Raw genomic sequence first — 15,193 nt, forward strand, 5'->3', positions numbered from 1 at the left:
ACCGAGATGCGCCAGCGGGTCATGGCCGCGGTGGGTTGGCCGAAGTCGTAAGCCTCCTGCTGACGTCGCCAGCGGCGCAGCGCAATGCCGGTGGTGCCCGATCCCTTGGCCGCGAGATGCAGCCGGCGCGAGGCCGTCATCGACAGCCGGGCAACATCCGCCACGACCGCGCCAAGACCGCCATGGCGCAGGCCTTCCTCCATGCACGCCAGCACCGAGACATCATCGCCGGCCTCGACATAGATCACCCGATCCGGACCAAGGCCCGCCTGTTCGAGACCGGGGGCGAAGAGATCGGCCTGCGTCACGCACCAGAGGACCTGTCCGGGAAGCCGCGCGGCAATCCCGGCTGCAAAGCAGGATGCGGCGGCGCCATCCACTGCGCCATTGCCGCCGCCTGCCACCTCGTGGAGGCAGCCGAGCGCCAACCCGCCCCCGGGTAGCCGGCGATCCAGCTCGGGCACGCCAAAGGGCAGCATGCCGCGTGACGGTCCACCCTCGCCCTCCATGGCTGCAATCTGCTCGCGCAGCGCAGCAAGGGCAGGGTTGAAGGGTCGGGCAGGCATGAGGACGGGTGGCTCCAGAGAAGCGATTGCAGACGAACAGATATTGTTCCTGTTTTGTTCCTGAAGAGCCGACGGTGTCAACACGATGCTGCGGAATGATCTGGGGATATCTTCGTGGTCCTCTCTCGTACACAGCTGAAGTAGGAGCAAAGACCAATGTAATGTCAGCGGTAGGTCCCGATCGCCCCTTAACCTCCTTACGACGGCGTGGCTGAAAAGCTGCAAAACACGCCCTGGGCGGAAAGCTGTCTGAGGGTGGTGCGAGGTCAGGCGGGGAACATGTTGCAAAAAAAAAGCCATTCAGAAGGGTCTTCAGCTATAACGCCATGGATGGTGTCCCACTGCAAAAAGAGCCCGTTGCGGACCTTGCCTGAGTTTGTACTGTGGAAGCCTTCGGAAGGGTGGCCGCAGAATGAAACAAGCTTTCATATTTGATGTCTTTGGGACGCTTGTTGACTGGCGCACTGGCGTAGCCACCCAGCTCCAAAGTGCCTTCGAAGTGCGTAGCCTCAGTATTGATCCCCTAGCCTTCGCTGATCACTGGCGGGCTTTATATGACCCAGCGATGGACAAGATCCGCTCAGGTAATCGCGGCTATGTTCGCCTTGAAATACTTCATCGTGAAAATCTTGATGAAACACTCCGAGCGTTCGGCGTCGGCGATGATTTTGATCACCATGCGCGCGAAGATCTAAATTCGGCATGGGAGCGTTTGCCGCCATGGCCGGATGTTCACGTGGGGATGGCGCGTCTTCGGTCGTTCGGTTTTCTTGCACCTTGCTCAAATGCTTCAATCGCGATGTCAGTTCGGCTGGCCCGCTATGCGGATTTTCGTTGGGATGCAATCGGCGGTGCAGAACTGGCGAAGGATTATAAACCTAGCTCATCTGTATACCTCGCCGCCGCCAAGGCTTTTGCCTTGCCCCCAGAGCGTGTTGTGATGGTAGCGGCACACAACGGTGATCTAGCAGCTGCACGTCAGGCCGGCCTTCGCACCGCGTTCTTTCCCAGAGCAACTGAGTATGGACCAGGGCAAAGAACTGATCTCGTCGCAGATGGGGACTGGGATTTTGTAGCGGCTGACTTACCTGATCTCGCAAAAAAAATCGAAGCCTGTTCGTGATCTCTCTCTGACGCTTAGGAAAGAAGTCGACTTAGCATGCGTCTGCTTTGTCCGCATCGCTGCCAGCGCCTGCTTTTCTACCCTGCGCTTCTGAGGCGAACATGAATGGCCGATTTGGGGATCCTGTAGTGCAGCACGTTACCGTCCCGACGGTCGGCTTAGGGCTGCTTCGTCAAATTACCAGGCCAGGCCTGCCGCCGCCGCAAGCCGGACACCTGCGTGTGTGGATATCCGAACCATTCGCTCCGTAGTTCAGACCGCATTGCCCGCAGCAGAGCTGATAGACCTGCTGATTGTGATCCGTCCCAGCGCGTCCTGTTGGGCCAATCACCATCTGGCCATTAGGATTGCGATAGCCGGGTGTCGTGGTTCCTTTGCCTGAGCGAGAGCGAGGTGGGCCAGCCACTTTGCCAGCCGATCTCGAGTTAGGCGGTTGGTCTAACACCACGCCAAGGATCCAGCCCTCGTGCCGGGCAAGGCGGGTATTGGCCTCATTTAGCCTCGGTGCCAAAGCCTCAGCCAACCGCCCGTCTGCATCTGCATCGCGCAGCCAGGATGCGGTCGCAAACGCGTCGTGCTGGTCTGCTGTCCGGTCCTCTGTGGCATATGCGGTGCTGTACAGTCGGGGATAGACCTCGACCAGCGCGGAACTGTTCTGGAGTATCTCCCACCCGTCAAAGGGCCAAACGTGCAGGTTCGGCAGCGCACGTCGAATGTGGCGCAAGAAGGGCAGACCAGCATGGGTCGACTTGGCAACCTGGCCTGTAACGTCGAAATGAAAGACCGACTTTGCTCGGGCCAGCTCCTCTACCTTGCGGCGCCAGTGCCTCTGACCCGTGCGGCGGGCGGCCAGCGCCGCTGCCGCGTCCGCTTGATGCCTCAAAAAATCGACGTAGAGGCTGGGCCCATCCGTCGGCCAGTGATGATGGAAGTCGTCGAGGAAGACATCCCAGTCGCGGGGTAGGGCGTGTTCTTCAAAGTAGGCCTCGGGAAAGGAGAAGGCGTGGTCGATGCCGACGATCGTGGGGATGGGTTCCGCGAGGCGCTCGATCAGCCATTCGGCGAGGCCGCGACGCATCCAGTAGCGCTTTGGTCCTGGCGGAGGACCGATTTCTACCGCAGAACCGCCAGCTTCGGTTTGGTAGACACGAAGGCCCTTGAGACTGGAGTCCGCTGTCTCCGCTCCAGAGTAGTCGATCCCAATGGTGCGCTGGAACTGCATGATGTTCTCCCTCGCGGCAAGTCTCGACCATCGAACCAGCGCGATCTAGTGGCATAATTGGGCTCGATACTTGCAAGGGCGGGACCAATAGCAGAAACTGAGCCAACTGACTTAAACGCCGTCGGATACACCGGCAGAAGGAACGCCGGAGTTGGAGAAGTAGCGCGAAAAATCACGCTGCGGTAGGCGTGACCGCCCGACGGGTTTTCAGGCGGTCGGTTCGCGGAGGTTAAGTTTTCCATATGGCTGCCGGCTCATCGGGCATGCCAACGTCCGGCCTCTTCGTCGGCTGCGGAGCGCTATCTTTATCCGAGCCAGGTGATGTCATGGCAAAGAATACCATGTCGTAGCTATTCGCAGTTTACTGAGAGACGGGGTTTCAGGCGGTCGGCACCGAGCGGCCGGCCCTGCCATTCGGAACGCGAGCGCTGCGCTTACGGTGCTGACCTGCCCCGGAACCTTCCTATACTTCCCTTCGCACCATGGCTGATGCGAACCTGCGAACCTAGGGTGCGAACCCCATTTTTCGTCGGGCAGCTAGAAAATGCGGGCGACAACGCCCACCGCATGGGAAGATGCTCCGGAAGGACCCAAAAACCACTTTGGTAGAGGAGACATGAATGGCTATTGGGGCTGCACACGAGGGACAACAACATGCAGCTTGCCGTGACAATCCTGCGGTTCGCTGCGGTTTCGCTTCAGTTCAGTGGTTGCCTGCTCCAGGTTGGGCAGGCTTCGTTTGTCACCGGCGCCATTAAAAGGGCATAGGGTGTGCTGAACGAGCTTGGTCATTCCTTCGGAGAGTACCGTGAAGACAATTGCCATTTTAGGCCTGGGAATGGCTCTCGCGCCACATATGGCCGGCCTTGCAGACCTGAAGGGTCGGGTACGGCTTGCCTATGCCGTGTCGCGCAGTTCCGCGCGACGAGCCGCATTCGAAGCAAGTTACGGCATCGCTGCGACCGACGATCTGGATGCTGTTCTGGGTGATCCCGCTGTCGATGCGGTGATCCTGCTGACCCCGCCCGCCAGCCACCGCGATCTGGGCAGTCGCATCTTGGCGGCAGGCAAGCACCTTCTGATCGAAAAGCCCGCAGGGCTGGTAATAGACGACACCCGGTTCCTCGCCGATCGGGCAAAGGCATTGGGCCTCCTGGTGACACCCGTTCTGCAGCATCGGTTCCGTTCTTCCGTCCGTGCTGTGGCAAAGATCATCTCGTCCAGCGCGCCCGGCAAGCTTTGCGGCGTTCACTGTCTGATCCCATGGTGGCGCCCCCAGTCCTATTACGATGAGCCAGGTCGCGGGACATATGCTCGCGACGGTGGGGGCGTGATGCTGACGCAGGCCATCCATACGCTCGACGTCCTGCGTGCCTTGTGCGGTGGCGCCCGGATCAGCGCGGCACATGCCGGGACAAGTCCCCTTCACCGGATGGAGTCCGAAGACATGGTCTGCGCCTTGGCGACGTTTGGGCCGGATGCGGCCCCCGGCACCATTATGGCCACGACGGCCTGCTTTCCGGGCATGCCCGAGACAATGACATTGATCTTCGAGCGCATGACCATCCGCCTCAAAGGGCTGCAGGCGCAGGTTTTCCATCATTACGGCCAGGTCGAGACTCTGGGTGGCGAAGGAGCCAGTGGCAGCGCGGCTGATCCAATGGCATTCGACCATGCCAGCCACCGCGAATTGATGTCGGCGTTTCTGGATGCTCTCGAGGGCAAGACTGCATTGGAGGTCGATCTGTCTGATCTGCTCAGGACCAGGGAGCTGATAGATGCAATGACGGAGGACCATGGCCACTGAACAGCGTGCGTGGCGAAATCCTGGAGAATGTTTTCTTGTAGACTGACCTGCACTTTACCCAAATAGCCTGGAAAAGGACCATGACGTTCAACACCTGGAAACAAGAAAAAGCGACGGCAGCCCTTGTCGATGAGGCGCAGGCTCTTGCAGAGAAACTGGCCGCGGCAAAACCGCATCATGTCGAGAGCTACGCCGCCGCGGCGCGGTTTTGGGCCGCCTCCTATCTGGCGGAGGGTAAGGACCTTTACGAATTGTCCCACTGGAAGGCTGACGCTGTCTCCCGGTTTGCCGCGGCTGCCCAGACGAGAGTTGCCGCGCTGCGCAAGAAGCGAGAGTATGACAGCAGTGACGGCCTTTCCGTCTGGCTTCACACGGCCCGTGCCGTGACCGAGACCCGCGTGGCGCCTGCGGTCCGGGACATCTGGCAGCATCTGATGGACGCAGGACGCTATGCGGACTCCATGGCGCAGGAACTGATGCAGGATGCCGGCTTACCTGCGGACATGGGCCGCCGTGTCCCGGCAGGCTTTGCGATCAAGGACTAGCATTTTAAGCAGACCATTTCACCCATCAGTCCGCGGGCCTACAGCAATGATTGCTTCAATGATGCTGGAGCGCAGGAACAGGCGAAGGCGGAAGGACATCCTGGGCTGATCTTCGTTTGACATTACCTTCCGCGCGGCCTCTTGGGCGCCTTGGTGACCTTGTTCCCGCGTGGCCCGGACTGGATTGGTGTGTTGCTCCGGTTCTCGTCCAGGAGTTTGCGCCAGCGTTCCACCCGCAAGGTATCAAGTGTTCCCGAGGTTACTGCTGTCTGAACGGCGCATCCCGGTTCATGAGAGTGGGTGCAGTTTCCAAAGCGGCAAAGGGGAGCAAGTTCGGCGATCTCGGCAAACAACAAGTCCAGCCCTGCATAGATGTCGCTCATATGAAGCGTTCGGATCCCCGGTGTGTCGATCGCCCACCCACCCCCGGCGATGGCGTGAAGCGAACGCGACGTGGTCGTGTGGCGACCTTTGCTGTCTGCCTCGCGGATGCTGCCCGTCAGTTGTTCTTCTTCCGCTGACTTGGCTGAGAGCGTGTTCAGCAGCGAAGACTTGCCGACCCCCGAGGAGCCGACCAGGGCGATTGTCTGACCCGCGCCACACCAGGGGGCAAGTGTTCGCGCCGCATCCGGCGACTTGGCGTTGAGCGTCACTACCTCAAGCCCCCGCTGCAGACATTCGGCCTGCTCCCGAAAGGGTCCGACTTCCGTTACCTGATCAGCCTTTGTCAAAACGATCACGGGAGTTGTTCCGGCTTCATTTGCAAGCGCCAGATAGCGCTCTAGCCGCGCCACGTTGAGATCGTCATTGCAGGAGGTCACAATGAAGAGCGTATCGACGTTTGCCGCAATTAGCTGCGGGTTTTGGCTCCCTTCCGTGCGACGCTGCAACAGCGTCTTGCGCTCCAGCCGGCGGATCAGCAAATAGCTTTCCGGCTCCACCAGAACCCAGTCTCCGACCGCATGATCTGCTGTGTTTGTATGGGCGGGAAGCGTGAGCCTTACCGGACCCGACCATGACTCGGCCGTCAGCCGGCCCCGGTGAACGGTCGCGATGCGCATCCTTGCGAGCTCTGTTTCGATCGGAGCCAGCTGGTCCTCGAAAAAAGCTGTCCAGCCGAGAGAGGCCAAGGATCGCGGGGCTTGATCTGATGAATGTGTCACAGCGGTTTCCCTGAACTTTGCCTCTGACTTATGCCAGGCTAACGTTGATAGGGCAGCGCTGTTATTCCTTGCATATGCTGGTCAGTCGGCTCGCGCGGGCGTTGGCCAGACTGAGGATCACGTTGCCGTCTTCTATGCCATGTTCGGCCGACAAGCCTGTCTTGGGTGGAGCATAAGATAACGTCATTTTGGCCGATGGGCAGACGTGGCTCAAGCTCGAAGGCGATGTTGATGAGCTCTTTCGACCATGCCAGCGCCGATGCGCTCGGCCAAGGACTGGGTCCGGATCCTGGCGAGGTATCGCGAGCCTTCCACACACCGCAGTGTCCTTGAGCTCCTCGTGACGCCGTTTCCGTTCATGCTTCTACGGGTTAATGGTTGGGTGGCGCTGCCGGTCAGCTTCTGATTGGTGCGGGGATTTCAATCTTCAACGGCATTGCTTTCCCTGTATTGCCAACCGACTGGATTCCAGGCCGTCGCTGGTAAGGGAATGGACTGCTTCCTTAGTTGTGGCCTTCGCAGCGTTTTGAACGTCGGCGCAGATCGCCGCCTCCTTGTTTCCGTAACCCATCCAAGCAGATGCGAACCCTCGCACCTGGGTGCAAACCCAGAAATCAATCTGAAACTGGCGGCTTTGCGCGACAATGCCCACGCATAGCAAACGGCGCCTAAAGGCCCAAAGCGAGTGCCTGGATGCATTTATTCGTGCAGTGGTAACGGTTTCAAGCTTCGCAAGTAGAGGATAATGGCATCAAGATCCTCAGGCGTCATCTTGGCCAGGTAAGCATAGGGCATCGGGGGCATCATCTGTTTTCCGTCTGGATGAACGCCTTGCGTGATCATCGCCTTCAGTTCCTCGTCGCTATATCTCGCAATGCCGTCTTCTGGATGAGGCGTTAGGTTGGGTGCGACCGAGACGCCCCAAGGCCCGCGGAATTCGAAGCCGCCAGCGCCCGCGTGGGTATCCAGGATCGGCCCTTGTGGCCCATGCGGTGTGTGGCACTCCATGCAATGGGCAACCGGACCTGCGAGATAGGAGCCATACTCCAGCGTCACGCCCGCCTCAGGGTGGGCGACGCTTTCCACCGGGGTTCCATAGGCATGCGGAAGAGGGATGTTGTAAACGCTCTCGGGTTGCTGGCCGTCGACAGCCGGGACGGACCTGAGATAGGCCACGATCGATTGCACGTCATCGTCGGACAGACCGCGATAGAGTGCAAACGGCATCGGCGGCCCGATCAACGTTCCGTCGGGCCGAAGCCCCTCACGGAGTGCCCGGACAAGCTCCTCGTCCGTCCAGCGCACCACCCGAGAGCCTGGGGTGATATTCGGGGCATAGGCGGTGAAGGCGGGGTTATCATCCACCAAACGTCCGCCAAGGTCCTTGGATAGGTCAGGCCCTTCGGGACCAAGCGGCGTATGGCAGTTTCCGCACCCTGCAGGACCTTCGACGAGATACTCGCCACGCTCCACTGACGGGGCGGCGACGACGATATTTGGGCAGAAGGCGGGGACTATAACCACTCCGCCGAGCAGGAGCACTCTGAACACGTTCTAACCCTCCACAGCCAGTGAAACATATGCCGGCTGCAGCATTTTATCAGGCTTCTGGTGTCCAGTCTTCCGAGTCGATGATCCTGTCTTTGTAAGGACAGCAAACTGAACTTCGCAACGGGCGTCATCGGAGGAGTAGCTGCAAGACTTGCCGTTCATGGCAGCTTCAGTTTAGCTTATGGGCGGGACGTTTGTTATGAAACTGCCCTTCCCGGAGCAAGGCCTTCTACAACTGAACGATGGTGTCTGCGGGATCATGCGTTGTTGAGTAGAGGTGTCTGCCGTCTGGAGCATTATGCGTTGTCAGTGGCTGCGTAGCCTGGGATACAAGCGGCATTGACCCAAAAATTGTCAGGGGAGAATAACCCTATGAAAGTCAATGTTCGTCCTTTGTGTGCAGCCGATGAAACTGCATGGAGGGAATTATGGAGCGGTTACCTCGAATTCTATGGCTCATCAGTATCAGAAACGGTCTATGCAACAACTTTCTCCCGATTGGTTGACGCCTCAAGGCCAGCCCAATTTGGCTTAATTGCAGAGGGTGGCGGCCGAGCCATTGGCCTCGTTCATGTAATTGTTCACCCGCATAACTGGCGGGTCGAAGATGTATGTTACCTGCAGGACCTATATGTCGCGCCCGAAGCTCGCGGTGTTGGTGCCGGTCGCGCGCTTATCGAAGCGGTCTATGCTGCAGCTGATGTACTTGGAGCACCTTCAGTTTATTGGCTGACGCAGGATTCAAATTCGACAGCACGTCTGCTTTATGATCGTGTCGCCAAAGTGACCCCGTTTATCAAGTATCAGCGCTGAGGGCTCGCTACATACTTCCGCAGCCAGACTGTGTCGCTCCCTATGAAGGGCGGTACGGCTGCAGCCAAGATCAAGTTTTGTTTCAATATCTTGTCGGTTACGATGTTTGTAAAAGAACGACATTTGTGACCAGCAGAAGCTTATAAGAAAAAACCTGAGCATTGGCGCCGACGCATCTGTAGCGGCGGAGCCGGCTGGCTAACTGCTACAAAGAAGCCGGCTTTAAGAGGGTTGCAGCTTATATTTTTTGCTCTATACCCCAGCGCGCATCAGCATTCCGTAGAGATCCCGGGGTTCGTCTGGATCTGCGATGATATCCAGCATCTCATAACAATCATGATCTTGAATTGCGCCGTGCAGCCAACGCAGAGCCGAAAAGTCCTCGGTCGCAAAGCCGACGCCGTCGAAGAGCGTTATCTGGCGCTCATCACGACGACCCCCTACCTCGCCACGAAGAACCTGCCAAAGCTCAATAACAGGATGATCGGCGTCGAGCTGCTGGATCTCGCCCTCGATGCGAGTTTGTTCGGGATACTCTACGAAGATGTCCGATCGCATCAGGATGTCGCGATGCAGCTCCGTCTTGCCGGGGCAGTCGCCACCGATGGCATTCACATGCACGCCTGCACCAACCATGTTGTCAGTCAAGATCGTGGCGTATTGCTTATCTGCAGTGCAGGTAGTGATTACGTCGGCGCCAAGGACAGCATCTTGAGCACTGGCGCATTCGACGACCTCAAGCCCGGCCGCGCGCAGGTTGCGTGCGCAACGCTCTATTGCTCCGGCATCGATGTCGTAAAGCCGCACAATGTTTAGGTGATTGACCGCGTTTTGCGCCAGCGCCTGGAATTCCGACTGGGCACCGTTGCCGATCATTGCATGTGTCCGGGCGCCATGTGGCATTAAAGCCCGCGTGGCCACTGCCGAAGTCGCAGCAGTACGCAAAGCCGTAAGGAGTGTCATTTCAGAGAGTAGCAGCGGGTAGCCAGTGGCTACATCAGACAAGAGGCCAAAGGCGGAAACAGTCTGAAGTCCCGCCTGAGTGTTGATTGGGTGGCCATTCACATACTTGAAGGCGTACTGAACGCCATCGGACGTCGGCATCAGCTCAATCACGCCATTGCGCGAATGAGAGGCAACCCGAGGGGTCTTGTCAAACTCAGGCCAGCGACGAAAGTCTGCCTCCACTGCTTCGGTAAGCTGTACAAGGCACTCCTCGATCCCAATCTCATGAATCAGCCGCATCATGTTTGCTACAGATACGAACGGGATCAGCGCCTTGCTCGAGGGCATGAGGGTCATGATATTACTCGCTATCCAGAAAGAGAAGGAAGCCAGAGCGCGATCTGCGGGAATGCGATCAGCAGACCTATCAGAACGAACATGGCTACGACAAAGGGCAGGGACCCGACGATGACATCGCCCATCCCGCCCCGCTTGCGTATGGCTTGGACGACATAAAGGTTGATGCCCACGGGCGGGGTTATCAGCGCCACCTCCAGGAGGATGGTTAGCAGAACGCCGAACCAGATCGGATCGAATCCCATCCCGATCACGATCGGCGCTACCAGGGGGGTCATGGTGACAAGCATAGAGAGGCTTTCGAGAAAGCAGCCCAATGCGACAAAGAAGACCACGATTAAGACGATAGTGCCGGTCGGCGAAAGTCCGAGCTCCGACACAAAACGAGTCAGTGCCTGAGGAATGCCGAGAAAGGACAAGATAAAGTTCAGGAAATAGGAAACCATCACGATCAACATGATCATTGCAGTCGTACGCATGGTGGCCACGAATGCCTCGTTCAGCATTCGAACAGAAAGACGGCCGTAAAACGCGGCAAGTACCAGCGCAAAGAGCAGGCCTAGCGCGGCAGCTTCGGTCGGAGTAGCGATACCGGCATAGATCGAACCGACGACGACGATGAACAGCCCAACGACCGGCAGGATCGACGGCAGGCTTTCGAAGCGCTGCTTCCAGGTTGCCTCGATGCGCTGCCCACCCATCTCAGGACGCAAGATGCAGATCAACGCCACAATTCCGCTGAAGATTAGCGCCAGAAGGAGGCCCGGCAACATCGCGGCCGAATAGAGCTGCGGGATGGAGCTCTGAGTCATCATTCCATAGAGGATGAGATGGATCGAAGGCGGAATGAGGATGCCTAGCGTGCCGCCGGCAGCCAGCGATCCCAGGAAGAGCCGCTCGTTGTAGCCCCGGCGCTCCACCTCAGGCAGCGCTACGGTACCGATCGTCGCGGCTGTCGCCACTGAAGAGCCCGATGTGGCGGAAAACAGCGTAGATGCTGCGATATTGGCGTGCAGCAACCCCCCAGGCAGACGGTTTAGCCAGAGTGCTGTCGCAGCATACATCCGCTCAGCGACGCCAGCCCGCAGCAGCAACTCGCCCAGCAAGACAAATAGAGGAATAGTAGTGAGCGTGAACTCGTTGGCGACCTTCCAAAAGATCTCTGATCCCGCCACGTAAAGGGGCATTGGCGAGTGGAGCCAGCCCATCGTAAGGCCTACGATCAGTAGAACGGCAGCGATGGGCAGCGACAGAGCCACCAGAACCAGAAGGATGGCGAATGATTGTATGAACATCAGCTTGCTCCCCGAGACTGCAGGACCGCGTACTCTGCTTCCTCGTCCGGGGTGGGAACACCATGGCGGGCGACCACTGCGACAGCGTGTCCTGAAGCAATGTCCAGAACACTCCGTGTAAGAGCGCTAATCAGCGAAGCTGCAAACACCAGTACGCCCAACAGCCACAAGCCTTGCGGGATGACTAGCGGGATCTGCATGGAGGAGGCCGATCGGGCGCCCCTTAGCCATGAGGTCTCAAGCACGAGCCAGCTGCTATAGGTCAGGAAGGCGGCGACGATGAGCAATGACAGTGTGGCCAGGATGTCCAGCGCGATACGTGGGATGAAGGGCAGTTCACGATAGAGGATGTCGACGCGGATATGGGCGCGGGCGTGAAAGGCTGCGGCCAGGGACCAGCTGATGCCGATCGCAAATAAATAGCAGGCAATTTCATCCACACCGCCGAAGTTGTTCCCGGTCGCCGCGCGCCATAACACGTCTGCCGCGATCAGGAGCCCCATAGCCAAAGTTCCCCAGCCTGCAAGCAGTATCATGGAGCTGGACAGCCAGCGAAGCGCTTCGTCAAGGCGGGTGACCAGGGGCGCATGCCCCTGGCTGTGATCAGCGGCGCCGATCATTTGGACGCGGTGAGCCCCGTTAGGGCTCCGATGGTTTGGTTCCAGTTCGTCACGCAGTCTGCATCACAACGAGCCGACCAGTTCTTCAGGATCTTCTCCTCAAGCAAAGCACGGCGGCGGCTGTCGTCTTCCTCCGACACGGGAACATATGACATGCTGGCAGGCTCTCCATACGGGCATTCGCCATCACCGGTGTTGCAGGCGATGCCCGCCGCATCATCGATTGCGACCAAGTCCCACAGCTTGTCTTCGAGCCCTTCAACAGAGGCCCGCAATGCTTCCTGATCCTCGGCGCCCAAGCGCTCGAACGCGGACTTGTTTGCCGCGATGAAAGTCAAACCCCACCCAAGGCGCAATCCGTAGAGATCGCTAGTCACTTCGGGAAACTTGAAGGAGTAACCGGTCAGCGTACCGGTGAAAGCACAATCGACAACCCCACGCTGCAATGCCGGGACCACCTCCGCCAGGGGTACGTTGACGCCAGTTCCGCCTGCCGCTTCAATGAAATCGTTCATTGATGAGCCATAAAAGCGGATCTTCTTCCCGGCAAAATCGCCGATCCCTTTGACAGGCTCGGAGCAATACATGACCTGAGCAGGGTTAGGATACATGCCCAGGTAGACGAGGTTGTGCTTGGTTGCCAACGCTTCTGTCATCGTCGGCTCATAGGCATCGACGGCCTTGCGCAGAGTGTCGAGATCCTGGATGACGCCTGCCAACTCAATGCCCTCGATCACCGGATCGTCCGAAACCGAATAGCCGACCACGACATGGGCAACATCGAAGACGCCCATTGAGGCGAGTCGCAGAAGTTCAGCTCCGCCAAGCCCCAGCTCGGAGTAGTTCGACAACTTGGCGGTCAATTCGCCGTTTGTCTTTGCAGGCAGTTCCTCGGTCCAGAAGGGAGCTTCGATTTTGCCATAGGCGTTCAGGTTTGACCAAGGCGCGACGACATTAAGCTGCGTCTCAGCACAAGCAGCGGTGCCAATAGTAGCCATAAGCCCCGCAAGGGCGATTTTCTTGATCTTAGTCATCATAAGCAGTCCCTGTTGGTGGCCATTGTTACGCATCGGCCGGTTGATGATGATCCGTCGTCACTGTCTTGAAAGTACTGGACGCCTTAGGCGCAACAGCGATGTCCAACCAGCCGTATGGCGTGAGTCCGGCGCGATCGCCGCGGCCAAGCAAGATAGTTGTTGTCTCGGAGGAAACGAGGGCTGGTCCAACGATATTATGTCCAGGCGCAAGTCCGGCCATGTCATAGACCGGCACCTCTTCAATCCCAGTCGGAAGGTGCACATCCCGTGTCCCAGCTGGGACGGGATTGCCCATCATTGGCGAGAGCCTATGTGAGACATCGCCGCGATCAACTGCACCAATGATTGCTACGCGGGCGTTGACCAGGTCCACCTCCTGCCCTGGAGAGGCATAGGTATATAGCTCTTCGTGGCGAGCATGAAAGCGTGCGGTTATAGCCTCGACCAGCCCGGGCGCGTCGAAGTCTATGTCGCTAAGCGGCACATCAATTTCAAAAATTTGCTCACCATAGCGCATCTCGGCTGAACGTTCGACCTGCAGCTCCATTCCCTTCAGGGATGGCATTTGCGCACGCGCCTGCGCTTCGATCTCTGCATAAACATTTCGAATTGTCTGATCGGTCATGCCGCTGCGGTCTGCAGGGCGCGAGCGCGTCACCTCATAACGCAGTTCTGAGGCTAGCATCCCCCAAGCACACAGCACGGAAGCGACAGTCGGAACAACAACACGTGGAATATCGATCTCCCGCGCTACCTCAACCGCGTGCAGGCCTGCCGCCCCCCCAAAGCTCAGCAGAGTGAAATTGCGAGGATCAACGCCGCGGCGCAGGGTCATCAGACGGATGCCGTCGGCCATGCGGATGTTGATCAGACGGCGCACCCCAGCTGCGGCTGCAAGGCGATCGAGCCCCATTGCAGCAGCAAGGCGATCCATCGCGCCCTCTGCCCCCACCGTATCCAACGTGCTGCATCCACCTGACAGTGCATTGGTACCCAGATAGCCTAGAACGAGATTGCTATCCGTCACGGTGACTGCTTGACCGCCGCGGCCAAAGCAGGCTGGGCCAGGCTCGGCTCCCGCGGACTCAGGGCCGACAGAGAACCCTCCACCCGGTCGCATCTGAGCAATAGATCCGCCGCCTGCGGCGATTGACAGGATATCAAAGCTGCGAAGTGCAATGCGTTCGCCCGCCAACCCGCGCTCCGATGTCAGCGCTACTTCGCCTTGTGTGATCAATGAAACTTCGGTCGAGGTGCCACCCATATCGAATGTGATGACGTTCGGTTCATCAAGCATCTTCGCGCAGGCGCGGGCACCGGCAATTCCCCCGGCCGGGCCAGAGAGACACGTACCCGCTGCCAGTGCAATCGCGTCTTTCACCATAGTGACGCCGCCGTGGGACAAGATGATGAAGATCGGTCCACTGTAACCCGCAGCCGACAACCGATCGGTCAAGCGCTGCATGTAAAGCTTCACGATTGGGCCGACATAGGCGTTGACGACGGTCGTGGATAGCCGCTCGTATTCTTTGATCTGAGGCAATACTTCGGATGAGGTGGAGATGTACGCTTGCGGGATCATCTCGGCCACGACTTCGGCGGCGCGGCGTTCATGCTCGGAGTTTCGGTAGGCGTGCAGAAAGCAGATCGCCACGGCCTCGACGCCTTGGTCGCGCAAGTACGCGCATTCGGCGCGCAGGTTGTCCTCGTCCAGTGGTGTCAGCACGCTTCCATCTTGGGCGAGGCGCTCGATCACGGGACGGCGGAGGTCACGCGGCACCAGCGGTTCGGGCGACGCCATGCGCAGGTTGTAGCGATCAGGCTTCAGCCCCTCACGCATTTCCAAGATATCGCGATGCCCAGCGGTTGTGAGGAGGCCAGTCTTGCGGCCCTTGCGCTCTAGGAGGGCATTGGTCGCGACCGTGGTGCCGTGAACTATTCGGTCAGTCCGCGCCAGCAGCTCGGCTAGTGTCAATCCCAGTCGTCCGGCAAGATCCCGCAGACCTGTCAAGACTCCGACGGACTGGTCACTAGGCGTGGATTGGGACTTGCAGATTGTAGTCACTCCATCCGTGTCCATTGCCACGAAGTCCGTGAAGGTGCCGCCGACATCGATGCCGATCCTGTAGGTTTGGGTCATAATTTCGCT

At 58.7% G+C, this 15,193-nt stretch carries 14 protein-coding genes; 4 read left to right on the forward strand and 10 right to left on the reverse strand.

What is annotated here, in order from left to right:
• A partial coding sequence (locus CK944_RS00005) for an ImuA family protein (RefSeq protein WP_103171282.1) occupies window positions 1–566 on the reverse strand: 566 nt, incomplete at its 3' end.
• Window positions 567–978: 412 nt separating this feature from the next.
• Between CK944_RS00005 and CK944_RS00010 the strand changes: the two genes are divergently transcribed.
• Window positions 979–1,689, forward strand: coding sequence for a haloacid dehalogenase type II (locus CK944_RS00010; RefSeq protein ID WP_103170989.1), 711 nt, complete (start codon window positions 979–981; stop codon window positions 1,687–1,689).
• A gap of 172 nt (window positions 1,690–1,861) precedes the next feature.
• Here CK944_RS00010 and CK944_RS00015 read toward each other — a convergent pair whose 3' ends face one another.
• Together CK944_RS00015 and CK944_RS23095 are read right to left on the reverse strand one after the other, a co-directional pair.
• A complete protein-coding gene (locus tag CK944_RS00015) occupies window positions 1,862–2,911 on the reverse strand; it encodes a hypothetical protein (RefSeq protein WP_205048984.1) in 1,050 nt (349 codons plus the stop codon).
• 624 nt (window positions 2,912–3,535) lie between these two features.
• Window positions 3,536–3,703 (reverse strand): hypothetical protein, encoded by a 168-nt coding sequence (locus CK944_RS23095; protein ID WP_158247925.1) that lies wholly within the window; start codon window positions 3,701–3,703, stop codon window positions 3,536–3,538.
• A 16-nt stretch (window positions 3,704–3,719) separates the two neighbouring features.
• Here CK944_RS23095 and CK944_RS00020 point away from each other — a divergent pair, with 16 nt between their 5' ends.
• A complete protein-coding gene (locus CK944_RS00020; protein WP_146038577.1) occupies window positions 3,720–4,718 on the forward strand; it encodes a Gfo/Idh/MocA family protein in 999 nt (332 codons plus the stop codon).
• Window positions 4,719–4,798: 80 nt separating this feature from the next.
• Window positions 4,799–5,263, forward strand: a complete 465-nt coding sequence (locus CK944_RS00025; RefSeq protein WP_103170991.1) for a hypothetical protein — start codon at window positions 4,799–4,801, stop codon at window positions 5,261–5,263.
• A gap of 122 nt (window positions 5,264–5,385) precedes the next feature.
• Here the strand turns inward: CK944_RS00025 and rsgA are convergent, their stop codons facing one another.
• Together rsgA and CK944_RS00035 are read right to left on the reverse strand one after the other, a co-directional pair.
• Entirely contained in the window at window positions 5,386–6,324 is a 939-nt protein-coding gene (rsgA, locus tag CK944_RS00030) for a ribosome small subunit-dependent GTPase A (RefSeq protein ID WP_103171283.1), read from the reverse strand.
• Between the two features lie 801 nt (window positions 6,325–7,125).
• Window positions 7,126–7,791: a c-type cytochrome gene (locus CK944_RS00035; RefSeq protein WP_239985922.1), complete on the reverse strand. Its 666-nt coding sequence runs from the start codon at window positions 7,789–7,791 to the stop codon at window positions 7,126–7,128.
• A gap of 558 nt (window positions 7,792–8,349) precedes the next feature.
• On the opposite strand from CK944_RS00035, the gene CK944_RS00040 reads away from it, so the two are divergent.
• Window positions 8,350–8,790 (forward strand): GNAT family N-acetyltransferase, encoded by a 441-nt coding sequence (locus tag CK944_RS00040; RefSeq protein WP_103170992.1) that lies wholly within the window; start codon window positions 8,350–8,352, stop codon window positions 8,788–8,790.
• Between the two features lie 252 nt (window positions 8,791–9,042).
• Here the strand turns inward: CK944_RS00040 and CK944_RS00045 are convergent, their stop codons facing one another.
• The 5 genes from CK944_RS00045 to CK944_RS00065 all read right to left on the reverse strand — a co-directional run bounded on the left by CK944_RS00045 (window position 9,043) and on the right by CK944_RS00065 (window position 15,184).
• Complete coding sequence (locus CK944_RS00045; RefSeq protein WP_205048986.1) at window positions 9,043–10,092, reverse strand: ornithine cyclodeaminase; 1,050 nt, start codon at window positions 10,090–10,092, stop codon at window positions 9,043–9,045.
• Window positions 10,093–10,103: 11 nt separating this feature from the next.
• Window positions 10,104–11,387, reverse strand: coding sequence for a TRAP transporter large permease (locus CK944_RS00050; RefSeq protein WP_103170994.1), 1,284 nt, complete (start codon window positions 11,385–11,387; stop codon window positions 10,104–10,106).
• Window positions 11,387–11,923 carry a TRAP transporter small permease subunit gene (locus tag CK944_RS00055; protein WP_158247926.1) on the reverse strand — a complete coding sequence of 179 codons (537 nt, stop codon included), beginning with the start codon at window positions 11,921–11,923 and terminating at the stop codon, window positions 11,387–11,389. Before CK944_RS00055 ends, CK944_RS00050 begins: the two co-directional genes overlap by 1 nt.
• A gap of 80 nt (window positions 11,924–12,003) precedes the next feature.
• Window positions 12,004–13,044, reverse strand: a complete 1,041-nt coding sequence (locus tag CK944_RS00060; protein WP_158247927.1) for a TRAP transporter substrate-binding protein — start codon at window positions 13,042–13,044, stop codon at window positions 12,004–12,006.
• Window positions 13,045–13,069: 25 nt separating this feature from the next.
• On the reverse strand, window positions 13,070–15,184 hold the full coding sequence (locus tag CK944_RS00065; protein ID WP_103170997.1) for a hydantoinase/oxoprolinase family protein: 2,115 nt from the start codon (window positions 15,182–15,184) through the stop codon (window positions 13,070–13,072).
• Window positions 15,185–15,193 lie beyond the last annotated feature (9 nt).

It is taken from the genome of Paracoccus sp. SY, from assembly GCF_002901215.1.
GTDB lineage: Bacteria > Pseudomonadota > Alphaproteobacteria > Rhodobacterales > Rhodobacteraceae > Paracoccus > Paracoccus acridae.